This window comes from Algibacter lectus (genome assembly GCF_004368925.1).
Lineage (GTDB): Bacteria > Bacteroidota > Bacteroidia > Flavobacteriales > Flavobacteriaceae > Algibacter > Algibacter lectus.
The window spans coordinates 1,553,933-1,578,391 of record NZ_SORL01000007.1 but is presented as its reverse complement, the minus strand read 5'-3'; the positions used below and the strand labels follow the sequence as shown (position 1 = coordinate 1,578,391).

28 protein-coding genes are annotated in these 24,459 nt (G+C 34.2%); 24 read left to right on the top strand and 4 right to left on the bottom strand.

The features are described 5' to 3' along the window. Window positions 1-4: 4 nt before the first annotated feature. The 24 genes from DFQ06_RS07210 (at window position 5) to DFQ06_RS07095 (ending at window position 20,424) form a co-directional block, all read left to right on the top strand. Window positions 5-757: a DUF6250 domain-containing protein gene (locus DFQ06_RS07210; RefSeq protein WP_052415214.1), complete on the top strand. Its 753-nt coding sequence runs from the start codon at window positions 5-7 to the stop codon at window positions 755-757. A gap of 24 nt (window positions 758-781) precedes the next feature. Further along, on the top strand, window positions 782-3,199 hold the full coding sequence (locus DFQ06_RS07205) for a glycoside hydrolase family 3 N-terminal domain-containing protein (protein ID WP_133966884.1): 2,418 nt from the start codon (window positions 782-784) through the stop codon (window positions 3,197-3,199). Between the two features lie 225 nt (window positions 3,200-3,424). Continuing rightward, entirely contained in the window at window positions 3,425-5,086 is a 1,662-nt protein-coding gene (locus tag DFQ06_RS07200) for a UxaA family hydrolase (RefSeq protein ID WP_133966882.1), read from the top strand. A 31-nt stretch (window positions 5,087-5,117) separates the two neighbouring features. After that, window positions 5,118-5,900, top strand: coding sequence for an SDR family NAD(P)-dependent oxidoreductase (locus tag DFQ06_RS07195; protein ID WP_042497407.1), 783 nt, complete (start codon window positions 5,118-5,120; stop codon window positions 5,898-5,900). Between the two features lie 36 nt (window positions 5,901-5,936). Continuing rightward, window positions 5,937-6,794 carry a fumarylacetoacetate hydrolase family protein gene (locus tag DFQ06_RS07190; protein ID WP_133966880.1) on the top strand — a complete coding sequence of 286 codons (858 nt, stop codon included), beginning with the start codon at window positions 5,937-5,939 and terminating at the stop codon, window positions 6,792-6,794. Beyond that, a complete protein-coding gene (locus DFQ06_RS07185; protein WP_133966878.1) occupies window positions 6,794-7,618 on the top strand; it encodes an amidohydrolase family protein in 825 nt (274 codons plus the stop codon). Before DFQ06_RS07190 ends, DFQ06_RS07185 begins: the two co-directional genes overlap by 1 nt. A 34-nt stretch (window positions 7,619-7,652) precedes the next feature. After that, window positions 7,653-8,432, top strand: coding sequence for an L-fucose dehydrogenase (locus DFQ06_RS07180; protein WP_133966876.1), 780 nt, complete (start codon window positions 7,653-7,655; stop codon window positions 8,430-8,432). Between the two features lie 49 nt (window positions 8,433-8,481). Then, complete coding sequence (fucP, locus tag DFQ06_RS07175) at window positions 8,482-9,822, top strand: L-fucose:H+ symporter permease (RefSeq protein WP_133966874.1); 1,341 nt, start codon at window positions 8,482-8,484, stop codon at window positions 9,820-9,822. Window positions 9,823-9,843: 21 nt separating this feature from the next. After that, complete coding sequence (locus DFQ06_RS07170) at window positions 9,844-10,173, top strand: L-rhamnose mutarotase (protein WP_042502991.1); 330 nt, start codon at window positions 9,844-9,846, stop codon at window positions 10,171-10,173. Between the two features lie 292 nt (window positions 10,174-10,465). Further along, window positions 10,466-11,656 carry a BaiN/RdsA family NAD(P)/FAD-dependent oxidoreductase gene (locus tag DFQ06_RS07165; protein WP_133966872.1) on the top strand — a complete coding sequence of 397 codons (1,191 nt, stop codon included), beginning with the start codon at window positions 10,466-10,468 and terminating at the stop codon, window positions 11,654-11,656. 103 nt (window positions 11,657-11,759) lie between these two features. Continuing rightward, the gene (locus tag DFQ06_RS07160) at window positions 11,760-12,194 is read left to right on the top strand and encodes a hypothetical protein (protein ID WP_133966870.1); all 435 of its coding nucleotides are present in this window, start codon (window positions 11,760-11,762) and stop codon (window positions 12,192-12,194) included. 23 nt (window positions 12,195-12,217) lie between these two features. Continuing rightward, window positions 12,218-12,808, top strand: coding sequence for a TPM domain-containing protein (locus DFQ06_RS07155; RefSeq protein WP_235833506.1), 591 nt, complete (start codon window positions 12,218-12,220; stop codon window positions 12,806-12,808). Between the two features lie 143 nt (window positions 12,809-12,951). Continuing rightward, window positions 12,952-13,185, top strand: a complete 234-nt coding sequence (locus DFQ06_RS07150) for a thioredoxin family protein (RefSeq protein ID WP_133966868.1) — start codon at window positions 12,952-12,954, stop codon at window positions 13,183-13,185. 14 nt (window positions 13,186-13,199) lie between these two features. Further along, window positions 13,200-13,607 (top strand): OsmC family protein, encoded by a 408-nt coding sequence (locus DFQ06_RS07145; RefSeq protein WP_133966867.1) that lies wholly within the window; start codon window positions 13,200-13,202, stop codon window positions 13,605-13,607. After that, a complete protein-coding gene (locus DFQ06_RS07140; RefSeq protein ID WP_133966865.1) occupies window positions 13,600-14,577 on the top strand; it encodes a permease in 978 nt (325 codons plus the stop codon). The genes DFQ06_RS07145 and DFQ06_RS07140 overlap by 8 nt, the downstream gene beginning before the upstream one ends. A 108-nt stretch (window positions 14,578-14,685) precedes the next feature. Beyond that, window positions 14,686-15,171, top strand: coding sequence for a hypothetical protein (locus DFQ06_RS07135; RefSeq protein ID WP_133966863.1), 486 nt, complete (start codon window positions 14,686-14,688; stop codon window positions 15,169-15,171). Next, a complete protein-coding gene (locus DFQ06_RS07130; protein WP_133966860.1) occupies window positions 15,141-15,695 on the top strand; it encodes a hypothetical protein in 555 nt (184 codons plus the stop codon). Before DFQ06_RS07135 ends, DFQ06_RS07130 begins: the two co-directional genes overlap by 31 nt. Window positions 15,696-15,846: 151 nt before the next feature. Next, window positions 15,847-17,049, top strand: a complete 1,203-nt coding sequence (locus tag DFQ06_RS07125; protein ID WP_133966858.1) for a toll/interleukin-1 receptor domain-containing protein — start codon at window positions 15,847-15,849, stop codon at window positions 17,047-17,049. 230 nt (window positions 17,050-17,279) lie between these two features. Further along, window positions 17,280-17,744 (top strand): hypothetical protein, encoded by a 465-nt coding sequence (locus DFQ06_RS07120; protein ID WP_133966856.1) that lies wholly within the window; start codon window positions 17,280-17,282, stop codon window positions 17,742-17,744. A 96-nt stretch (window positions 17,745-17,840) separates the two neighbouring features. Beyond that, window positions 17,841-18,440 (top strand): hypothetical protein, encoded by a 600-nt coding sequence (locus DFQ06_RS07115; RefSeq protein ID WP_194235715.1) that lies wholly within the window; start codon window positions 17,841-17,843, stop codon window positions 18,438-18,440. Continuing rightward, entirely contained in the window at window positions 18,440-18,874 is a 435-nt protein-coding gene (locus DFQ06_RS07110; protein ID WP_133966854.1) for a hypothetical protein, read from the top strand. Before DFQ06_RS07115 ends, DFQ06_RS07110 begins: the two co-directional genes overlap by 1 nt. Window positions 18,875-19,095: 221 nt before the next feature. Then, complete coding sequence (locus DFQ06_RS07105; RefSeq protein ID WP_133966852.1) at window positions 19,096-19,641, top strand: imm11 family protein; 546 nt, start codon at window positions 19,096-19,098, stop codon at window positions 19,639-19,641. 124 nt (window positions 19,642-19,765) lie between these two features. After that, window positions 19,766-20,089 carry a hypothetical protein gene (locus DFQ06_RS07100; RefSeq protein ID WP_133966850.1) on the top strand — a complete coding sequence of 108 codons (324 nt, stop codon included), beginning with the start codon at window positions 19,766-19,768 and terminating at the stop codon, window positions 20,087-20,089. Between the two features lie 119 nt (window positions 20,090-20,208). Continuing rightward, window positions 20,209-20,424 carry a hypothetical protein gene (locus DFQ06_RS07095; RefSeq protein WP_159140070.1) on the top strand — a complete coding sequence of 72 codons (216 nt, stop codon included), beginning with the start codon at window positions 20,209-20,211 and terminating at the stop codon, window positions 20,422-20,424. A 61-nt stretch (window positions 20,425-20,485) separates the two neighbouring features. On the opposite strand, the gene DFQ06_RS07090 is transcribed toward DFQ06_RS07095, so the two are convergent. The 4 genes from DFQ06_RS07090 to DFQ06_RS07075 all read right to left on the bottom strand — a co-directional run bounded on the left by DFQ06_RS07090 (window position 20,486) and on the right by DFQ06_RS07075 (window position 24,275). Then, entirely contained in the window at window positions 20,486-21,073 is a 588-nt protein-coding gene (locus DFQ06_RS07090) for a LutC/YkgG family protein (protein ID WP_133966846.1), read from the bottom strand. Between the two features lie 3 nt (window positions 21,074-21,076). Next, window positions 21,077-22,456, bottom strand: a complete 1,380-nt coding sequence (locus DFQ06_RS07085) for a lactate utilization protein B (RefSeq protein WP_074939120.1) — start codon at window positions 22,454-22,456, stop codon at window positions 21,077-21,079. A gap of 36 nt (window positions 22,457-22,492) precedes the next feature. Further along, a complete protein-coding gene (locus DFQ06_RS07080; protein WP_042502976.1) occupies window positions 22,493-23,230 on the bottom strand; it encodes a (Fe-S)-binding protein in 738 nt (245 codons plus the stop codon). A gap of 172 nt (window positions 23,231-23,402) precedes the next feature. Next, complete coding sequence (locus DFQ06_RS07075) at window positions 23,403-24,275, bottom strand: AraC family transcriptional regulator (protein WP_042502974.1); 873 nt, start codon at window positions 24,273-24,275, stop codon at window positions 23,403-23,405. Window positions 24,276-24,459: the final 184 nt, after the last annotated feature.

Here is a 24,459-nt window from a genome sequence, read left to right as displayed (position 1 = left end):
ATAAATGAAGAACTTTAAATATAACAAAAAACGACTTTCTGTAGGGCTAGTAGCGCTTTCTATTCTAGTGGTAGTATCATGTTTCAATATTAATAAAAACATAGAAATAAAAGGAGAAACGTTTAAAACGAAATTACTTTTTAAAGAAAATTTTGATAAAGGATTAGATAATTGGCAAGTGGAGCAAATGCCAGAAGGTACTGTAGAGGTTAAAAATAGCAAACTGGAAATTAACGATGTTTCTGGTTGTACCGTTTGGTTGAAACAGAAGTTTGAAGGCCCGATAGTTATCGAATATGATGTTTTTGTAATTCAAGATGGTGGTGCAAACGATCGCGTTTCAGATCTTAACTGTTTTTGGATGGCAAACGATCCTGAAAACCCAACCAACTTATTTGCGAATTCTGATAAGCGTGGTGGTAAATTTTCAAATTACGATAGCTTGAAGTTGTATTATATGGGACTTGGCGGTAACCACAATAAAACCACAAGATTTAGACGTTATGTTGGTAATGGCGAACGTCCTTTACTACCAGAACACGATTTGAGCGATTCTAAATTTATGTTGGAACCTAACAAAACATATCATATTAAAATAATAGCAAACCATGGTATTGTGCAGTATTACAGAGACAATCAATTGGTGTCCGATTTTGTAGATGCTAATCCATATACTTCGGGGTATTTCGGATTTAGAACCGTGAAAAACCACATGACAGCAGATAATTTTAGAGTATACCAGTTAATTTCAGAATAATAGAAGACCTAATATAATTTACGAATGAAGTATTACAAAATAACGCTAGCACTTGCTGTTTCATTTCTATTTACGGGCATGAAACCTGATAATAAAGATATTTATCATAAAGGTTGGATAGATTTTAATAAAAATGGCGCTAAAGATGTTTTTGAAGATTCTAAAGCACCATTAGAAGCTAGGGTTAACAACTTAATTTCGTTGATGAATGTTAATGAGAAAACCTGTCAGTTAGTAACATTATATGGCTATTCTCGTGTTTTAGAAGATGAAATGCCAAACGATAAATGGAAAAATAGAGTTTGGAAAGACGGTATTGCAAATATTGATGAGCATTTAAATACCATTTGGAATCAGGAAAAAACGCATACCAAATATGCATTTCCATATAGTACGCATGCAGAAGCTATAAATACCGTTCAAAAGTGGTTTATTGAAGAAACCAGAATGGGAATTCCTGTAGATTTTACTAATGAAGGTGTACACGGTTTATGTCATGAGAAAGCAACGCCACTGCCAGCACCTATTGGTATTGGTAGCACATGGAATAAAGATTTGGTTTACAAAGCCGGAACTATTGTGGGCCGTGAAGCTAAAGCTTTAGGGTATACCAATGTTTACGCACCTATTTTAGATGTAGCTCGCGATCAACGCTGGGGACGTGTTTTGGAATGTTATGGTGAAGAACCGTTTCATATTTCAGAAATGGGAAAACAAATGGTTTTAGGTATTCAATCGGAAGGCGTAGCATCAACTTTAAAACATTTTGCTGTTTACAGTGTACCAAAAGGAGCAAGAGATGGTGATGCGAGAACAGACCCACATGTGGCGCCTCGTGAAATGTTTCAACTGCATTTATATCCTTTCAAAAAAGTGATTAAAGAAGCTGCGCCTATGGGAATTATGAGTAGTTATAATGATTACGATGGTGTTCCAGTTACGGCTAGCCCTTATTTTTTAACCGAATTACTTCGTGAACAATTTGGCTTTAACGGTTATGTGGTTTCAGATAGTGAAGCGGTAGAATATGTTTCGGAAAAACACCATGTGGCGGCCGATTATAAAGAAGCGGTACGCCAAGTTATTGAGGCTGGTTTAAATGTTAGAACCACGTTTAGAACTCCAGAATCTTTTGTAGAACCTTTAAGAGAATTAATTGCAGAAGGAAAAATTTCAATGCAAACTATTGATTCTAGAGTTGCTGATGTTTTAAGAGTAAAATTTAGATTAGGCCTTTTTGATAGTCCTTATGTTGAAAACCCTGATGAGGCGGATAAAACAGTACATACCGCTGCAGACGAGGCGTTTTCAAAACAAATAAATAGAGAGTCTTTAGTGCTTTTGAAGAATGAAAATAATCTATTGCCTTTAGATGTCGATAAAATCGATAATATTTTAGTGACAGGTCCATTAGCCGATGAGGTTAGTTTTACTTTTAGTAGATATGGTCCGGCTTTTAATCCGTCTACTTCGGTGTTTAAAGGAGTGAAAGATTATGCAGGAAATAAAGCCAATGTTAGCTTTGTAAAAGGTTGTGATATTGTAGACCCCGATTGGCCAGGAAGCGAAATTATTCCAACGCCATTATCTGTAAAAGAACAAGCAGATATTGATGCTGCTGTAGAACAAGCTAAAAAATCTGATATTATTATTGCCGTAGTTGGCGAAGATGAAAAACGTGTTGGCGAAACCAAATCGAGAACTAGTTTAGGACTTCCTGGGCGTCAGTTTCAACTTGTACAAGCGCTTTATGCAACAGGGAAACCTGTAGTTTTAGTTCTAATTAACGGGCAACCACTAACCATTAATTGGGAAAATAAATTTTTACCTGCCATTTTAGAAGCATGGTTCCCGAGTACAGCAGCCGGCGAAGTTATTGCAGAAACCTTATTTGGAGATTATAATCCGGGAGGGAAGCTATCGGTAACTTTCCCGAAATCGGTAGGGCAAATTCCTTTAAACTTTCCGTACAAACCAGGTTCTCAAGCAGGGCAACCCGGAGCAGGACCAAATGGTTACGGTAACACACGTGTGTTAGGACCTTTATATCCTTTTGGTTACGGTTTAAGTTACACGTCTTTTGAATATAGCGATTTAGTTATTTCTAGAACATCTTTAAAAGCTCAGGCGAATATTGAAGTGTCATTCAAAATAAAAAATACAGGAAAACGCGAAGGTGATGAGGTGGTGCAAATGTATTTGAAAGATAAAGTGAGTAGTGTAACCACTTACGAGTCTATGTTACGTGGTTTCGATCGTGTGCATTTAAAACCAAATGAAACTAAAATCATCCATTTTACTTTAACACCGAGTGATTTGGAATTGCTTGATATAAACATGAATTGGACGGTAGAACCTGGAGATTTTGAGGTTTTAATTGGAGCCTCTTCAGTAGATATTAAATTGAAAGAAACTTTTACAGTAGAATCTGTAAACGATTAACGTTATTTTTAGAATACAAGTAGTGTGAGTTTAGAACATATTGTGAATCTCTAAAAAAGAGCTAATTAGGTCTTAAAATTGCATTTTGAAACTTTATTCTGTTTCAAATGCAATAATAGTATTAGTATTGGTCAAATATTTGGAAGATTTCAATGGTTGCTTATAGTACTATTGTATTCATAATTCTTTATAGCAGTAGAGCTGCACTTTATTTTACCAGTATTTATGGAAACAAAACAAAACGTACTTAAAATACATGAAAAAGACAATGTAATTGTCGCACTAACAGATTTAAAAAAGGGAGATAAAATCACCTTTGAAAATCACGTGTATGAACTTCAAAATGATATTTCAGCAAAGCATAAATTTGTAACTGAAACTCTAGCAGAAGGCGATCCCGTTTATATGTACGGTGTGTTGGTTGGAAAAGCTAAAAAGGAGATTTTAAAAGGCGATATCATTAGTACCACTAACCTTATTCATGATACGGAAAAGTACGGCGTTAATTCTTCCGAAGAAAAAGAAGTTTGGCAAGCACCAGATGTTTCAAAGTTTGTAAATAAAACATTTAACGGTTATCACAGAGCCGATCGGAAAGTTGGGACTGAGAATAATTGGTTAATTATTCCTTTGGTATTCTGCCAAAACAGAAATGTTGAAGTTTTAAAACAAGCTCTAGTTGAAAAATTAGGGTATGGTAAAAAACAACATTTAGGATTAGATGTAGATGCCTTAATTAATGATTATAAGTCTGGCGTTTCCGCGGAAGCGATGCTAGATAAAAATATATTGAAAGACGGCGAAGACACAAGCAAAAACTTGTTATTCCCGAATGTAGATGGTGTTAAGTTTTTAACTCACGATGGTGGGTGTGGCGGTGCAACATCAGATGCTATAACGCTTTGTAATCTTTTAGCAGGTTATATTAACAACCCGAATGTTGCAGGAGCAACGGTTTTAAGTTTAGGTTGTCAACATGCACAAGCAAGTATCTTACAAGATGCTTTAGGTAAAATGGCGGATGCTAATAACAAGCCCGTTTATATTTTAGAGCAACAACAAAGTGTATCTGAAAAAGAATTATTGGCCGAAGCTGTTAAGAAAACCTTTGTTGGTTTAATGGAAGCTAATAAAATTGAACGTAAACCAGCAAACCTATCTAAATTAGTAATTGGTTTAGAATGTGGTGGATCGGATGGATTCTCTGGAATTTCAGCAAACCCAACTTTAGGTTATGTTTCCGATTTAATCGTAGGATTAGGCGGAGCAACGGTTTTATCAGAATTTCCAGAACTTAATGGTGTAGAGCAGGAGTTAATTAACCGTTGTACAAGTACAGAAAAGGCTAAAAAATTCTCGCATATAATGTCTACTTACAACTCAAAAGCAGAAGCTTTAGGTGCGGCATTTTCAATGAATCCTTCACCAGGAAATATAAAAGATGGTTTAATTACCGATGCTATAAAATCTGCAGGAGCTGCCAAAAAAGGTGGTACATCACCAGTGCAAGATGTTTTAGATTATACGGAGCAGGTTGTAACTTCTGGTTTAAATTTATTATGCACACCAGGTAACGATGTAGAGTCTACAACAGGTTTAGCAGGTTCTGGCTGTAACGTTATTCTGTTTACTACAGGTTTAGGTACGCCTACAGGAAACCCAATAACACCGGTTGTAAAAGTATCTACCAACTCAACACTTTTTAATAAAATGGGTGATATTATTGATTTCAATACGGGATCAATAATCGAAGGTTCTAAAACCATTGAACAAGCTGGCGAAGAACTTTTAGACTTTGTTATCGAGGTGGCTAGTGGTAAACAAACAAAAGCAAGACAATTAAGACAAGACGATTTTATTCCGTGGAAACGTGGTATGTCTCTTTAATAATTATAAAACATAAATTAAACATAGAAAAATGACAAAATTCAGTTTAAAAAATAAAGTAGCCCTTGTAACAGGTGGCGGTAGCGGAATTGGTAAAGCCATATCTTTAACGTTTGCTGAGCAAGGTGCAGAAGTGCATATTCTAGATTTTAATCTTGAAGCTGCGGAACAAACAGTGAAAGAAATTGAAGCTTTAGGTGAAAAAGCAGCGGCTCATAAATGTGATGTTGCAAACCAAGCTAATGTGGATAGTATTGTAAAAACGATTTCGGAAAACGGAACGATTGATATTTTAATTAACAATGCAGGTATTGCCCATGTTGGTAATATTGAAGGATGTGAGGAAGCCGATTTAGATCGTCTTTACAACGTAAATATCAAAGGAGTTTACAATTGCATTAAAGCATGTTTACCAGCTTTAAAGAAAACAGGGAACGGCGTAATTTTAAACCTAGCATCTATTGCATCTACAGTTGGTATTAACGATCGTTTTGCATATTCTATGACAAAAGGCGCGGTGTTAACGATGACGTATTCTATTGCAAAAGATTTTATAAAAGATGGTATTCGTTGTAATTGTATTGCACCCGGACGTGTACATACACCTTTTGTAGATGGTTTTATTAAAAATAATTACCCAGGTAAAGAAGAGGAAATGTTCGAAAAATTATCGGCAACTCAACCTATTGGGCGTATGGGAAAACCTCAAGAAATGGCAGATTTAGTGCTGTTTTTATGTTCTGATGAAGCTGGCTTTATCACAGGATCTAATTATGCTATCGATGGTGGTTTTGTAACACTAAACGGTAATTAAAAATATATATTTATAAACATAAAATAACTTATACAGATGAAATTAATAAGATTTGGAGCAGTAGGAAGCGAGCAACCAGGTGTTCAATTAGAAGATGGGACAATAATCGATGTATCGGCATTTGGAACAGATTATAATGAAGAATTTTTTGGAAACGATGGTATTGGAAAACTAAAAGCTTGGTTAAAAGATAACCAAGATAGTTGCCCAACCGTAGCAGACGATGTACGTTTAGGTGTGCCATTAACAAGACCATCAAAAATTGTTTGTGTGGGCTTAAACTATGCACAACACGCAGCAGAAGCTGGTATGGATATTCCTAAAGAACCGGTATTGTTTTTTAAATCGACTACCGCTTTAGTGGGACCTAATGATGATGTTATTATTCCGAAAAACAGTGAAAAATCTGATTGGGAAGTAGAATTAGCTATCGTTATTGGTAAAAAAGCATCTTATGTAGAAGAGGCAGATGCTTTCGATCATATTGCAGGTTACGTTTTACATAACGATGTAAGTGAGCGTGCTTTTCAAATAGAAAAATCTGGACAATGGTGTAAAGGTAAAGGTTGTGATACATTCGCACCAGTTGGACCTTTTATTGCTACAACAGACGAAATTAAAGATCCGAATAACTTAAATCTTTGGTTAAAAATTAACGGAGAAATGATGCAAAATAGCTCAACATCCGATTTTATTTTTAATGTACAACACGTAGTAAGTCATATTAGTCAATTCATGACCTTACTTCCTGGAGATATTATTTCTACAGGTACGCCATTTGGTGTTGGTTTAGGTTTAACACCTCCAACATACTTAAAACCTGGCGATGTTATGGAATTAGGTATTGAAGGTTTAGGTGTTTCTAAGCAATCGGTAAAAGCATACAAAAAATAATGAAAATAGATGCGCATCAGCATTTTTGGAGTTACAATCCAGTTAGAGATAGCTGGATTGATGCTTCTATGGAAGTGATAAGAAAAGATTTTCTTCCTAAAAATCTAAAACCTATTTTAGATGCCAATGCTATTGATGGTTGCATTGTGGTAGAGGCCAATCCGTCGGAAGCTGAAACCCTATTTTTATTAGATTTAGCCCATAAAAATCCTTTTATAAAAGGTGTTGTTGGCTGGGTCGATTTATGTGCAGATAATGCAGAAGCGCGCTTAAAACATTTTTCTGAAAACAAGATGTTTAAAGGCGTTCGCTATTTATTACAAGTAGAAAACGAAGACTTTGTTTTACGCGAAGATTTTCAGCAAGGCATTAGTAAATTAAGTCAATTCAACTTAGCTTACGATGTTTTAATTTTTCCAAAATATTTGGCAAATGTGGTCAAGTTGGTCGAGAAATTTCCGAACCAACAATTTGTGATCGATCATATCGCGAAACCACAAATTTCAAAAGGATTAGATCCCGATTGGGTAAAGCATATTAAGAAATTAGGCACATTTAAAAATGTGGCTTGTAAAATTTCGGGTATGGTTACCGAAACGGAAGATTTTAATTTTCAACCAGAAGATTTTACGCCATTTTTAGATACAATGGTCGATGCTTTTGGAACCGATAGATTACTATTTGGATCCGATTGGCCTGTATGTCTTTTAGCTGCGGAATATAAAAGTGTTTTACAAATTATTGAAAACTATTTTATCGATTTCTCAGAAGAAGAACAATGCCAAATTATGGGCGAAAATGCCATAAAGATTTACAATTTATAAACGTAGAACTACAACTAAAACTAAAATTCAAATTATGGATTTAAATTTAAAAGATAAAGTTATTATAGTTACCGGAGGCTCCAAAGGTATCGGCTTAGGGATTGTAGAATCCTTAATTCGTGAAGGTGCTAAGCCAGTAATTATAACTAGAAATAAAGCCAGTGTAGATGAGGTTATCGACGTGTTTTCTAAACAAGGTATCGATATATTTTATGCATTAGCAGAACTTACCGATCCTGTACAATGCGAAAAAGCAGTGGCAGCTGTAGTAGAAAAATATGGCCAAATTGATGGCTTAGTAAATAACGCAGGCGTTAACGATGGTGTTGGCTTAGAAAGCGGTAATTACGAAGGTTTCATGGAGTCTTTAAAACGTAATGTTGTACATTATTACCTAATGGCACACTACGCATTACCAGAGCTTAAAAGGAGCAAAGGTGCTATTGTAAATATTGGTTCTAAAACAGCCGATACAGGCCAAGGTGGTACTTCGGGTTATGCTGCATCAAACGGTGGGCGAAATGCTTTAACCAGAGAATGGGCCGTAGAGTTATTGCCATATAGCATTCGTGTAAACGCATTAATTGTTGCCGAATGTTACACACCATTATACGAAAAATGGATTAGTACATTCCCAGATAAAGAAGAAAAGCTAGAAGCCATTACTAAAAATATTCCTTTTGAAAATCGTATGACAACGGCTGAAGAAATTGGAGATACGGTTGCTTTTTTATTATCTAGTAAATCTAGCCATACCACGGGGCAATTACTTTATGTAGACGGCGGGTACACACACCTCGATCGTTCTATATAATACGTCATTTTTTCAATTAAAAATTAATAAGCTATCCTAACTAATTTATATGAATACCACACCAAAAATACCTGTAGTATCAAAAAAAGTACTTATTCCATTTATACTTGTAACGTCATTGTTTGCCCTTTGGGGATTTGCAAATGCCGTTACCGATCCCATGGTAAATGCCTTTAAAAAAGTATTAGAATTAACCAACACACAAGCCTCTTGGGTACAAATGGCTTTTTACGGTGGTTACTTCTGTATGGCCTTACCTGCAGCTATGTTTATGCGTAAGTACTCGTATAAAGTTGGAGTTTTAATAGGTTTAGGTTTATATGCTGGTGGTGCATTATTGTTTTATCCAGCGGCTATTACAGAGCAATTTTGGTTTTTCTGTTTAGGTTTATATGTATTAACATTTGGTTTAGCCTTTTTAGAAACGGCTGCCAATCCATATATTTTAGCAATGGGAGCTAAAGAAACAGCAACCCAACGTTTAAATTTAGCACAATCGGTAAACCCAGTAGGTTTAATAGCAGGTTTGCTAGTGGCAAAATATTTTGTTTACGATAAACTTCAATCTGATGATATTGCAGATTTTAGCGCATTAGACGAAGCTAAAAGAGCCATGATAAAAGTAGCCGATTTAGCAGTTATTCGCGATCCTTACGTTGTTTTAGGTTTAGTAATTACGGCTGTATTTGTGTTGTTTTTAGTGAGCAAAATGCCACAGTCTAAAGAAGAAGGTGTTATGCCAAGTTTAGGGCAAACCTTTAAAAAATTAGGGTCTAACAGTAAATATGTTTTGGGTGTTGTAGCACAAATATTATATGTTGGTGCACAAATTATGACGTGGACGTACATTTACCAATACGCCGAAGCTATCGATTTATCGAATGCCGATGTTCCTGGTTACGAGAAAATAGATGTATTTGCTTATCAATTTATCGCCTTTGTTTTATTTACAGTAGGTAGAATTGTAGGTACAGCCATGTTGCGTGTTATGAGTCCAGGAAAATTATTAATGATGTTTGCACTTTTAGCTATGGCATGTGTTGCAGGCGCTATATTTGTAGAAGGCATTTTTGGCTTGTATTGTGTAGTAGGTATTTCATTTTGTATGTCTTTAATGTTCCCAACTATTTATGGTATTGCATTAAACGATTTAACCGAAGAGCAATCTAAAGTAGGTTCTGCAGGATTAGTAATGGCCATTGTTGGTGGTGCCTTATTACCAATGTTACAAGGTATGATTATCGATGCCGGCGGAAGCGGTGTTGCCGATACTACAATTATGGGTGTTGCCGAGGTTAATTTCTCGTTTATATTACCTCTAGTATGCTTTGTTTACATCGCTTGGTATGGTATGCATGTTTTTAAGAACCACGAAGGAACTGTTGCTTAAATTGAGTTGAAAAATTATAATATGAAAAAACATTGTTTCGCTTTAGATTTAGTAGATGATGCTAAATTAATAGAAGATTATAAAGTGGCCCATCAAAAGGTGTGGCCAGAAATTATAAAGAGTATTAAAGATTCTGGTATAGAAGATTTAGAAATTTATTTAGTAGGAAATCGTTTATTCATGATTATGGTGGTAAACGATAGTTTTTCATTCGAACAGAAGAACGCTATGGATGCTAATAATCCTAAAGTTCAAGAATGGGAAACATTAATGTGGAACTACCAACAAGCACTACCAATGGCCAAAGAAGGCGAGAAGTGGATGCTTATGGAAAAAATATTTCAGTTGTAGAATATAGTAGATGTCTTTGTTTTCGTTTGCACGGAAGCATAAAAATAATATTGTAAAAGCTCAAAAGCATCATTGTTTTTGAGCTTTGCTTTTTTTATGAATTTGGAGAGAACTACACATGAATAATTATCGCTAAATCTGAAATTAATACATGATTCAACTATCTAAATTTTTAAGAGTCAATTTATATGCTTAAGTTTCGGCTTTCAGTTTGAGATTTTCGAAATATGACACAGCATAACACCATATTCCCAAACGGGGCATTTCATTTAAAACCTTTTATTTTTTTTAGATGAAACAGGTATCCATTATTGGCGGAGGTCCAGCAGCACTTATGCTTGCGGCACAAATAGATACTGCAAAATATAGCGTAACTATTTACGAAAAGAAAAAAACGGCCGGACGTAAGTTCCTTGTAGCTGGAGAAGGTGGTTTAAACCTCACGTTTAGTACTTCGGAAGATGCGCTAATACAGCAATATCACCCTAGTGGATTTATGGCGCCCATTATCCGTGAGTTTAATAATCAAGATTTTATAAATTGGCTCAATCAACTCGGTATTTCAACCTTTGTAGGCTCTAGTAATCGTGTGTTTCCAAAGCAAGGCGTAAAGCCCATAGAAGTGCTTAAAACCATTGTAGATTATGTTGCAGCACATGGCGTTCAATTTAAATTTAATACAAAATGGACGGGCTGGAATACGCAAGGCGATTTAACTTTTGAGAATGAAGCTGCAGTAACTTCAGATATTGTAGTTTTTGCATTAGGAGGTGCAAGTTGGAAAGTTACAGGTTCCACAGGTTCATGGAAATCTAAGTTTGAAAAACGCCATATAAATGTTCTGCCTTTTAGAGCTGCAAATTGTGCTTTTGGTGTTAATTGGCAAACCGATTTTATAAACATTCACGAAGGGAAACCTTTAAAAAATATAGCACTTACTTTTAATAATGTATTAGCAAAAGGTGAGTTGGTAATATCTAAATTCGGGTTGGAAGGCAACGCTATTTATGCGCTTAGTCAAAAAATACAAGATCGGTTACTTACAGAAAAAGAAGTGATTATCTACTTAGATTTAAAACCTAAAATGACGGTTAATCAAATACGTAGTAAGTATAAAAATGCACGACGTTCTAAAGTTACCGATATTCTTAAAAATGATTTAAATCTCGATAGAACAGCTATTGGTTTGTTAAAACAATTTACAGATAAACACACCTTTTCAAATCCCGATGTGTTGGTGCAAACTATTAAAGCCGTTCCGGTGGTTATTACCTTGGCAGGTCCTTTAGATGAAGCTATTTCGTCTTTAGGCGGTATCGCTTTAGATGAAGTTGACGCCAATTTTCAATGTAAAAAAATAAAAAACACCTACGCCATTGGCGAAATGCTAGATTGGTATGCGCCCACTGGTGGTTATTTATTACAAGGTTGTTTTAGTATGGGTGTCGCTTTGGCTAATCATTTAAATAGTTTGGAAGGGTAGAGTTGGGCTGCAATGGTCTTTTTATTTTTGAATTGTTTTTTTGGGATGTGTAATATGATTATTATATATTAGGTGGATACAATTTATTAAACAGCACAAAAAAATGGCTAGTCGTAAAACCTTGAAAAGCGTTTCTCATAATTTTGGACATTCATTTGTGAGTTTGATGAATTTTATAGAAACAGATTATTTCTTGGGGCTTTTACTTAAAGAAATGCGAAAAACAAAACTAAACCGACTTGACGTAGATATTTTGAATGATAAATCGTATCCAAAAGAATTGCTCACATTGAAAATTCTAAAATCTATTGGTTATTGGAACAAATCATTTCCAAAATTAGTTGAAAATAGTGGTTCTTCCATGGAGTATGTAAAATCGGCAAAAATGATAATTGAATTTGATTTAGCTTTAAGCAGAGTGTGTTCTCACGACAAACAGTTTATTGAAAATCCATACGTTTGCGAAATAACAATTTTAGATGATAATGGAAAGGAATACAGGAAACAACAAAATGGATGGTGGTTTCCAGAAAATTAATATATTAACTTTACTTTCAAGCCATGAAAAAAGAGAAAACCAAATTAAAGTTACTAACGTCAGTATTGCATAAAATGAAAATAAGTACAAAAATAGTATTGATTTTCTTGGCTTTAAATGTATGCTCTTGCAAAGGAAATGCTCAAGATACCGAAACTGGAAAATTGACGCCGAAATATGAATATTTGGGAATAGAAAATAGTGCGTTTCCAAAACCGATAGGTATAATAAATGATTACGGACAGGTGTTTACAGAATCTCAACGGGCAGAATTATCGAAAATCCTTTATGATTATGATATGGAAACAACAAGGCAAGTTGTGGTGGTCACCATCGACAGTATAAAACCTTATCAAAACATTCAAAAATATGCAACCAATTTAGGACAAAGTTGGGGCGTTGGAACGGCTGAAAAAAACAACGGACTTACCATAGTATTATGCAAGCCTTGTAGAGAAATTGGGATTGCAACAGGAACTGGAACCGAGCTGATTTTAACCGACCAAATTTGTAAAGAAATCATTGATGAAAAAATGATACCCGAATTTAAAAATGAAGCATTTTATGCAGGAATTAAAAGCGGTGTACTTCAATTAATTAAAAAGTGGGAATAAACAGGTTTTTTCTTCTAAATTTACTTCAGTAATACGTCGTGTAGTACATAAACAATACACAAAACAATTCAATTTTAGTGTAACATAAATCACCTTTTTAAATATTTTGGGTGCTTATCTTTGGTATAAGAAACCCGAATATTATGACTACAATTAAAATATTAGGCACCGGATGTCCAAAATGTAAAACAATGACAACCGTTGTTCGAGAGGTCGTTTCAGAAAACAACATTGAGGCAACTATCGAAAAAGTTGAGGATATTATTGAAATTATGAAATTTGATGTCATGACAACGCCAGCATTGGTAATCGATAATGTGGTGACAATAAAAGGGCGCGTACCTTCAAAAGACGAAGTGCTAGCGCTATTTAATTAATACACCAAACGGTTATGGAATATCATATTAAAGCATCGTCTGTTTCAAATCAAGATGCTGTTATTCATATCAAACAATCTGATATAGATTTCGGTACAACGCCAAAAACGGCCGAAACCTTACCAAATCCTGCTGAATTATTCTTGGGGGCTTTCGCATCTTGCGTATTAAAAAATGTAGAACGTTTTTCGGGCATGATGAAGTTCTCTTATACAAAAGCCACCATTGAAGTTAATGCCACCCGACTTGAAAATCCGCCAAGGATGGAACATCTTATTTACAATGTAACCATCTATACCAACGATAAAAAACTGAATACAGATTTACTTAAAAAGAACATCGAAAAGTTCGGCACCATCTACAACACAGTAAAATTATCGTGCTCCATTTCTGGTACTGTTAGTGCTAAAGCACATGTTTAACTGGGTACAAAATATAGCCGATTGGTTTGTTTACAACCTTCTAAATTTAAATAAAGAACAACATATAGCAGAAGCCTTAAACTTCTTTATTTACGACACTATAAAGATTTTAATTCTACTCTTTGTAGTTATCTTTTTTATGGGAATCGTAAATAGTTACTTCCCTATAGATAAGGTTAAAAACTATCTCTCCAGAAATAAATTATTTGGTTTAGAATATCTTATGGCTAGCCTTTTTGGAGTTGTAACACCGTTTTGTTCCTGCTCATCAGTACCTTTATTTATTGGTTTTGTGCGTGGCGGAATTCCTTTAGGTGTCACCTTTGCATTTTTAATAACCTCACCTTTGGTTAATGAGGTTGCCATTGGTCTCTTTATGGGCTTGTTTGGTGTAAAAACAACTATAATCTACGTAATTAGTGGTGTGCTTTTAGGTACAATATCTGGCGTTATACTTCAAAAATTAAAACTAGAACCTTATTTAACACCATGGGTGAAAGATGTTTTAGCACATGCACAAAGAGATCAAGATGTGTTTCAGGCAGAAAAACAAACCTTTAAACAACGCTTACCAATTATTTGGGCCGAAGTTCTTAAAATTATAAAAGGCATCATCCCTTATGTGCTGGCAGGTATCGCCATTGGCGGGCTCATGCACGGCTATATTCCAGAAGGGTTTTTCGAAAAATATATGGATAAAGACAATCTGTTTGCTGTACCTATTGCAACCATTTTGGCAGTGCCTATGTACTCAAACGCATCGGGCATACTTCCGGTGGTGCAGGTATTGGTAGCAAAGGGCATTCCCTTAGGAACCGCAATTGCTTTCATGATGGGTGTTGTTGGCCTGTCGTTACCAGAAGCCATGCTTTTAAAAAAAGTTATGACGCTTAAACTCATTGCTATATTTTTTGGAGTGGTAACATTATGCATTATCATCTCGGGTTACGTGTTCAATTTAATTTTATAATTGAGAATAAAACAAGATTAAAAAAATCTACAACTTTATCAATCTGTTTTTAGTTCGGTTGGTATGTTTGTTATATTTTAGTTGTAGGTAATTTAAACAGATTTGAAATTGAAAGAAGTAGAAAGCAATTTAAACGAAAGTGCATTCGAGGAATTCGAAACTATTACAGAACGAAGAAGAAAACTACTGCCATGGTGGATTAAAGTATTCTGTTGGATTTTTATGTTATTCGGGTTTATGGCTGTTGTGTGTTTAATGTTAGGCTTCACAGATATAAAACCAAATTTGGCGTTTTATGGATTTGAAACAAACGAACCCTTCTCGCTGTTTGGTTTAATGGTAGTTTCCATAGGTGTTTTAAAAGGTTTTACAGCATTCTCGCTTTGGTTTGAAAAAGATTATGCCATAAAAATTGGAAAAATAGATGCTATAATCGGCATCGTTTTATGCTTAATTTCAATGATTGTTTTGCCCTTTTTTCAAAACGGTTTCAACATAACGTTTCGTTTAGAGTTAGCATTATTAATTCCGTTTTTAATTAAGCTTAAAAGAATTGAAAATACATGGGAGTCAACAAGCCTAAAAGTGGCATAAATAAAATACTAAACGTTGTTTTAGTATTCCTATTTCTGTTTTTATTTATGTATTCACCATTTGCCTTTTTTTCTGTAAAAGATAAATTTCTGTACTTAAAACATAAAACAGAGTTTGTAAAACAGAAAGTAAAAGTAGATTCCGTAGAGGTAATAGAAACTGGAACTCATAATACGGGAAGCAGTTCGTTTTATGGCTACCACCTGCACTACAACAACTTTAAAGATATAGTTACGGTTATTTCTCCTAAAAATAATATGATAGTATCTAAACAAGAGGCAGCCGATTTTAACCACTTTTATAAAATCTACGATGCCACACCATTTTATCTTCCCAAAAACGATTCTATTTATGTCTGGCACCATAGCAAACTACAAGATAAATACGCAACCGAAAACCAATTACAACTTAACACCTCTAACTTTGTATGGCATATCATTGTAAATAGCACAATACTCATACTCGTAATTTGGGGATTTACTTGGCAAATAATGCAATGGGTAAAACTGAAGCGAGAGAAATAAATTTTTGCTTTTACGGAAACCCGTAATGTTATGTAAAATCGATGTATTAAATTAGAGGTCAATTAGGAGGGATATGTGTTTTAGTTTATGATGACTATTCATATCCCTTAGTTGGGCAACATGCGAAAAAACACAATACCGTTAAAATTTGATGGATAAAATAAAAATTTTTATAAGCCACTCTTCAAAAGATATTCTGTTAGTCGAATCTTTTGTTAAACATATTTTAAGACTTGGATTAGACATTCCTGCAAGTAGAATTTTCTGCACCAGTATGGAAGGACACGGAATTAGAAGTGGAGAATATATTCCTGATAGATTGAAAACCGAAATTCAATTAGCTTCTCTTGCCTTACTGTTCATTTCAGATAATTACAAAAAAAGTGAAATCTGTTTGAATGAAGTTGGTGCTGCTTGGGCTTCTCTTGAAAAAACAAATGTGATTCCAATTCTACTACCCGAAATTAATTTTAATCAACTAGGTTTTTTAGATTTAAATAGATTAGGCTTAAAAATTGGTGATAAAAAAGACATTCTTAAATTTATAAATGATAATAAAACAGAACTAAATCCAACTTTTAATTTAGAATTGGTTCATGAGCATATTGAAGAATTCTTAAAAGAAACGCAAAATAAAGAACCTACTGAAGAAAAAAAAGAAGAAGAAATTCCTCTAGAAGTTAATGAATGGAATGAATGCTTTGAAAAAAATCTTATCCCTTTTGACCATATTATTAGAAAGTCAATACCAGCTCATGACGATGGTATTCATGAAATAAAAGATGTACAAACTCAAACTAAGTTGATGAAAGAACTTGGTAGAGCTGATTTTTTAAGAAAATTTTGGTATAAAAAATCAGCAGGAGATTTTTATGTTGAGCGTATTAGGCAGTTACCAACTGGAAATTGGTTAATCTCAGCTTTTAATTGGGAAATTAAAATATCGACAATGTGGGTTTCAAAAAATACGGAACCACAAAATGAATTTTTCTTGATTCATTCAGAATTACTTCCACCTTTCAAAATTGAATCAGATATTGGTGGGGAATCTCATAATGTTGGAATATTGACAGATGGGACAATAGTAAGTGAAAACGAAAGGCTAAATGGTTATGCGATAATAAACGGAGAGACAGTTGATTTACATGAACATGGAGTAGAACCAAGAATAAGAGATAGAGAATCTCATTGGGTATTCTTAATTTCTGACTATCACAAAGCTGGATTTAATCCAGATGAAACAATAAAGTTTTGCGAAAAAATTGACAAAGGTGAAATTGAAGTAAGTAAAGAGAATTTAAGAACATTTATTCGCTCATTAAGAAATCATCCAACGGTACTAAGATGGAGATAAAACAAGCACGATTGCCCAACAATGGCTATAATTAATACGGGTTTTAGTTCTTAACACAAAGATTAGTGTTTAAAACCAAGTCCGCCAAATCTTTTGATTTGGCTTTAGAACAAAAAAGATAAACAAAATAAAAAGTTTTGGCTAAGTGCTTATTCGGAAATTCAGTAATTTTAATTCCCGTACTAACCATAGCCGAGACGTTGGCAACAATTACCAATCACACCCAAAGAATGAAAAATTGGAATAAAATCGGAAAAATAAAAAGTTTAGTGATTTTGATTCTTTGTATTTTATCATTAACGCTTGTTGATTTTAGCGGAAAAACGGAATTTAAAAATGACTTTTATATCGGAATTATTATTCTGATTTTTTTATTCTTTGTTGCATTTCTTCTATTAATCACCAAGTTTTTGAGTTTACTTGGGTTTAAGTTTAAAAGACCGAATTGGAATGAAAATCCTATAACTTTTAAATTCTCAAAGAGTTTAAACTTTTTTCATTTTATGGCTTTTTGGTTTATAAGTTCGGGATTTATTAATACTTTATTTGTTGGAATTTTTAATCAACAATTTGACGGAGAAAGTGCTAATTTATTTTTTGCTGGAATCAGTCTATTAATCGGAATAAAATTGAGCTTAAAATGGTTGAATAAAAGTGGAAACGGAAAAGAAAAAACTGTTGCCAACAATGCATAAAAATAATGCTAAATTAGGTGCTTAATCAAAGCTTAGTGCTATTTTGTTACGAGACCGTTGGCAACAAGCTGAAAAAACATCGATACAAAGAACAATATGAATTCAATTACAGCAAATCAAATCCAAGTAAAATCAGTAGTTGGAGATGACTATTCATATGTGACAATTGGAGTTACTTGGAAAGGGAAGGAAAATTTGGAAATACCAACTGAAAATGATAAAACGCAAGTGATGTGGTCACACGAAAGTGCTTATGGAGTTGTTGGCTCAAAAGTTGGCGATTTTATTGGTTGTTATGGAGAAAGCTCTTCGTTACAAGAAGGAATATTTACGCATAGAAATATTGCCGAATTATTAATAGAAAAATTTAGTGGTTTAAAATACAATGAATTAATCTGGCACGAAAACCCTTTAGAAAAAAAACTTAAATCGGGAAAACTAAGAGCCAAAAAGGCAAAATGGCTACCTGAAAAAGAAGCAGACATTGTTCATTTATATTCTGACCAATATATTGATGTACGAAATCCAAAACCTGAAAAAACTGACTTTTATGTGGTTTACAGAGAAAATAAAGGAAAATCAAATTGGAGACACACTTGGCTGATGTGTTCTGATGAAACGGCAACAAGATTGAGGGAATTTAATTTTAGTTGTTTGTATATAGAAGAATCAACAATTATTGGAAAAAAGACATAATGACAAAAGAAGAAATTCTAGATAAACTGGAGGATTTGATTTTAAAAGCTCATAAAAGTGGTGATAAATATGATTTTATTGACGAAGCTTATGATTTAACAGATGAAATTGAAGAACACGAAAACAATCATGATTTTGTTGAGCCAATTTTAAAACTAATTGAAAAAAGTCCAAACATTGATTTTGGTGGTCCAGGACCTTTAGGAAGTTTTATCGAACAGCATTATAAGAAAGGGTATGAAGATATTTTAGTAGATTCTCTTAATAGAAAACCAACTGAATATACCATTCATTTATTACATAGATTAATGAATGATAAAACAAACTCCAAACGAAATGAATATCTTAATATCCTAAAATCAATTGCAGGGAATCAAAACCTGGGAAAGGAAATAACTGAAAATGCGAAGGAAATTTTAACATATTTCACTTAATAAACTGTTGCCAACACGGTGTATAAAACATAGCTAATAAGTACTAAATCTAAAGGTTTGTATATATTTTATAAAGTCCGCCAAATTTTTAATTTGGCTATTAAAATGAGAAAAATTAAAAATAAAATATAAAAATTTGGCTCTGTGTTAATCCGAAAAGTTAGTGTCTTTTTATACGCAACTAACCATACACAAAACCGTTACCTTTAATTTGAAAAAAAATGAAATTTTACACCTTAAAAGCAGCAGAAGGATTTGATTGGATTTGGTCTGATAAAATTGAATTAAGAGGTTATGCTATGGATTTTAAAGGCAAATCAATATTAAATGATTGGAAAATAATTGATATTGATTATGTGGATAATGGAAAAAGGAATTTTGATATTTGTGTAGCAACATCACCTCTATATATTTTAAGTAAAAAGGCTTATGAATTACTGAGAAATATATTAAATGAATATGGTGAATTTTTGCCTTTTAACTCGCCAAATGATAATTATATTGGATATCACTGTACCAACATAATTGAAGATGCTCTTAATGACCAAAACTCAATATTTGATTGGCTAGATAAAGAAGAAGGTTGGCTGAATGGAATTTCAAAATATTCTTTCTTTAAAGAAAAATTAAATAATGAATTAATATTTAGATTACCAAGCAAATATGGGTTTAAAACCTACTTAAGTCAAGACTTAAAGGAAATTATTGAGAAAAGTTCTTTAAAAGCATTTGAGTTTTCTGAAATTAAAGAAATAGAATTCGTCTGAAAAAAACTAAAGGTAACACTGTATAAAATCACCAACTTTTTCAGCCCCAAACCCCATTATAAATATTTTACCTAAATTGTTAAAATATTAAAACCATTAACCAAATCAATTAAAACCGAAAAACATGTTAGGATTAGTATTACTGTATTGGATAGGAAAGTATTTTTACAAATTGGCAGAAGTCTACAATAAAAGCCAATGGGGCTTTGCAATTTTAGGCATAGTAGTATATTACGCAGGTATAGTCGTTTTTGCGTTCGCTTTAGGCATAATAGCAGAACTTGTAGCTCCAGGCGCTATAGATGGTGTTAACGACACGTTGTTAGGTATTATGATGCTTCCTTTTGGACTTTTAAGCACCTATTTACTGTACAAATATTTAGAGAAAACGTGGGAGAAGAACAAGCCAAAAACCGATGTAATGATCGATGAAATTGGTTTAGAGTAGGTATTTAGTTTTCTATTAAAGTACAAGCTAATTAAAGCTCATGTTTTAAAAATTTGCTTTTAAGTAAATATTGCTTAAATTGTTTGTTTAACACTCTAATAATTCTCACGATGAAGAAAATGAAAAATGCAGTAGCTTTAGTATTAGTAGCGATTATGATGTCTAGTTGTGCCACTCTATTTGGAGGCCCTGTAACGGCATCTCAAAAAAGAAAACCAGCTGGAGGCGAACAACAACGCCAAATAAGAGTTGTGGCTTTAGTAGCCGATATTATCATTTTTGCACCTAGCGTAATAGTAGATTTTGCAACAGGCGCTATTTACAAACCAAGATAGTAACTTGGTAAAAGATATATTTAAAAAGCTCAAAAGATATTTTCTTTTGAGCTTTTTTATTTTATTTCAATAATAAAGTTAAACTTAAAGCGCCATGTGCGCCAATAACAAGCGATTGTTCGATATCGGCTGTTTTAGACGGGCCAGCAATAAATACTCCAAAATCGTTAGCATTGCCAGCATTTATTTTGTGGTACGCTTGGTGCATATAAGACACAATATTGTCTTTACTGGTTACAATAACAAGGTGTTTTGTAATAAAGGGTAAAACACGCATAGGTAATTGCTTATCGGTTACCCAAACCGATCCGTTTTCGGCTACAGCCAATTCACTTTCAAGAATTAAAATATCTAAATCTTCTAAATCTTGTGGTTTTTCAATGTTTGCTAAATCTATAGTGTTAAAAGCACTGGTGTTCTCTATAGCCGAATATTTAATTTTAGCATCCGGAAACAAGTTTTCAACCTGCGTAACAACATCGTTAGACACCATATCGATAACGTTAGCACCAACAACTTCAGCTTTCTTGGTAAACTCCTGTACTAAGTCTAAACCTTCATCAAAAAGCGATAAATCGATATTTGGTAACGCTAGAGCGTCTGGTTTATTAGCTTCTATTCGGCTTAATATTTTATCTCTACTGCTCATAGCTTAGTTGTTTTTACCTTTATTTTCTTCTCTTTTTTTGTACCAATCATCAAAACTTTCTTTTGGACCTGTTGGTAAATCACGGGCTTTTCCCCAGGCATTGGGTTTAGAATTTATTACCGCTTTTGGTAAGGTTCTTAAACTCCAACGCGCAATTTTTCCAACCTTTTCAAATTGTTTAGGTTTGGCAAAAATGCTTCCCATAACTTGCATAGACTTCTTTTTTATAAAAGGCTGTGGCGTTTCTTTAGTAATAATTTGTCGCCATTTATAAAGTTGCGCATGGATGTCTATTTTCACCGGACACACATCCGAACAAGATCCGCAAAGGGTAGAGGCAAAGGGTAAGCTGCTGTGTTTTGTTAAATCTTTACCAGGCGATAGTATAGAACCAATTGGTCCTGGTATTGTAGCATCGTAACTGTGGCCACCACTACGTCTGTAAATTGGACAAGTATTCATACAAGCACCACAACGAATACAGTGTAAAGAGGCTCTAAAATCCGGACGACTTAATTGCTCCGATCTGCCGTTGTCTACAATTACAATGTGCATTTTTCTACCATCGCTAGGTTTTTTAAAATGCGATGAGTAGGTAGTTACCGGTTGTCCAGTAGCCGACCTTGCCAATAAGCGTAAAAACACACCTAAATGTTCTTGCTTTGGTATTATTTTCTCGACACCCATGCAGGCAATATGTACAGGCGCTAAATGTGCGCCCATATCGGCATTACCTTCGTTGGTACAAACTACAAAGCCTCCAGTTTCTGCAATGGCGAAATTTACACCGGTAATTGCAGCATCGGCTTCAATAAATTTTTGTCTTAAATGTTTTCTCGCTTCTCCAGTTAAATATTGCGGATCGCCATCACAAGGTTTAGTGCCTAAATGTTCTTGAAACAACTCGTCTACCTCATGTTTGTTTTTATGTATGGCTGGCAATACAATGTGACTAGGTGGCTCTTTGGCCAATTGCACAATGCGTTCACCTAAATCGGTATCGATAACTTCTATACCATCGGCTTCCAAATGTGGATTTAAATGGCATTCTTCAGTGAGCATCGACTTACTTTTTACAACTTTTTTAGCGTTGTTATCTTTTAAAATTTTATGTACTATTTGGTTGTGCTCTTCGGCATTGGCTGCCCAGTGTACTTCTACACCGTTTTTGTTGGCATTGGCTTCAAACTCACGTAAGTAAATATCGAGATTAGAAAGCATGTGCGCTTTAATGCCATGCCCTAAATTTCTCAGTTCTTCCCAACCTTGCACATGGTGTACAGATTTGTCGCGTTTATGGCGCACAAACCACAAGGCTTTATCATGCCAATCGACTTTTTTTTCGTCTTTATTAAATATGCTAGCTAGTTTTGGATGACTCATAATGTTTTGTTTTACAACACCTGTTGGCGGTTAAAATTAAAGACTACTGTTTAAAATTTCGGCAATATGCAAGATTTTTAAAGGCTGTTGGTTTCGGTTAACCAAACCTTCTAAATGCATTAAACAGGAGGTGTCGGTGGCCGTCATAACTTCAACACCACTTTCTAAATGATCTTTAATTTTATCTTTCCCCATTTTAACGGAAATGGCTTCTTCGGTAACGGCAAATGTGCCACCAAATCCGCAACATTCATCACTTCGTTTTACAGGCATTAATTCTACGCCTTTTACTTCTTGTAGTAATTCTTCAATGTAAGAAAAACGCGGTCCTACCACTTCCGAGCAAGAACCTAAACGTAGGCCTCGTAAACCGTGGCAGCTTTTATGTACACCAACCTTAAAGGGGAATGATGCGCCTAAATCTTTAACTTTTAAAATATTTAATATGAAGTCGCACAACTCGTAAACATTGTTTCTAACCTTAGTAACCTCGTCGGTTTGAGGAATAATGTTGTAATGCTTTTTTACATGATAAGCACAACTTCCAGAAGGCGTAACAATGTAATCGAAGTCTTTAAAATTATCTACAAAATTATTGCAAGCACCAACCGATTCGTACTCGTAACCCGAATTGGCCATGGGTTGTCCGCAACAGGTTTGTCCCGACGGATAGGCAACATCAACCTTTAGTTTTTCTAAAAGTTCTAAAGTTGCTTTACCAACTTGCGGATAGAGTTGATTGATGTAACAAGGAATAAATAAACCTACTTTCATAAAATTTCTAATTTAAATGACTTGGGCTTCTAAAATGGTTTAAAATGAAGTTTTAAAACCGTTTTACAGCGCAGGACAAAATTAGAAGGAAATAGTATACCAGTCTGCCTAATTTTTGATCGTGTGTGATACTTTTTTTGCCTTGTATTGATTCTTTACTTAAAAAATGCAATTAATCGTGCTTTGTTTTGTGCTTCTCCAAATACTCTGAGGGTGTGTAATTCATCACGATTTTAAACTGCCTATTAAAGTTAGAAATGTTATTAAAACCAGACTCGTAACATATTTTTGAAATGTTGAATCTGTTCTCTAAGAGCAGCTTACAAGCATAGCCAATGCGGATTTCGGTAACGTATCTAGAAAACGTTTTTTTGTTAACACGCTTAAAGTAGCGGCTAAAGGCCGAAGGATTCATATGTGCAATTTCGGCAGCTTTATTAAGTGAAATATCTAAGTTGAAATTTTTAAAAATATAAGCTTGCACATTATCTTGGGTATCACTTTTAGAGGAATTAAAGGAGTTTATAAAGCCTTGGCTCGATAATTTTTTAGTGTCGGTATGCTTAGCTAGAGCGTGTAGAATATGTAAAAAGGCCATGGTTTTTTCAAAACCTTCCAGTTCTAGCATGCTTTTAATACTGTTAATCAGTTTTTTGTTAACATTTAAAAACTTGAGTCCGTAGCTAGCACGTTTAAATAATTCTAAAATATGAATCATTTCGGGCGTTTCGAAAAACTTAGGTCCTAAATAGTTTTCTTTAAAATGAATAGCAATGGCTTTGGCTGTTTGTTCCGAGGTTTGCTCGAAATACCCGTCGTCGTTCAACCACATGTGCGGCAAGTTTTTACCAATAAGTACCACATCGCCAATACCAAACTTTTCTACACTATCGCCAATAAAGCAGGTGCCTTCACTCTTTAAAACCACCACAAGCTCCAGCTCGGGATGGTAATGCCATATTTTTAAAAAATAAGGATATTCGTTAATTTTAGTGGTAAACGAACTGTTGGTGAGGTTACTACGATCTAAAAGGTGCAGTTTCATTATTAAAGTTAGTATAGGTGGTGGTTAATAGACATAAAATAACGAAAAAGGTTTAATCCGGCAAAAATAATATTGCTATTGTTTTGTTAATTGTGATTTTAAGCAGAAACTAGAGTTGGTTAATGTGCTATTAAATGGGCTAATTGTTGATAATAATTAAAAATCTATTAGGTTTACCATAGCC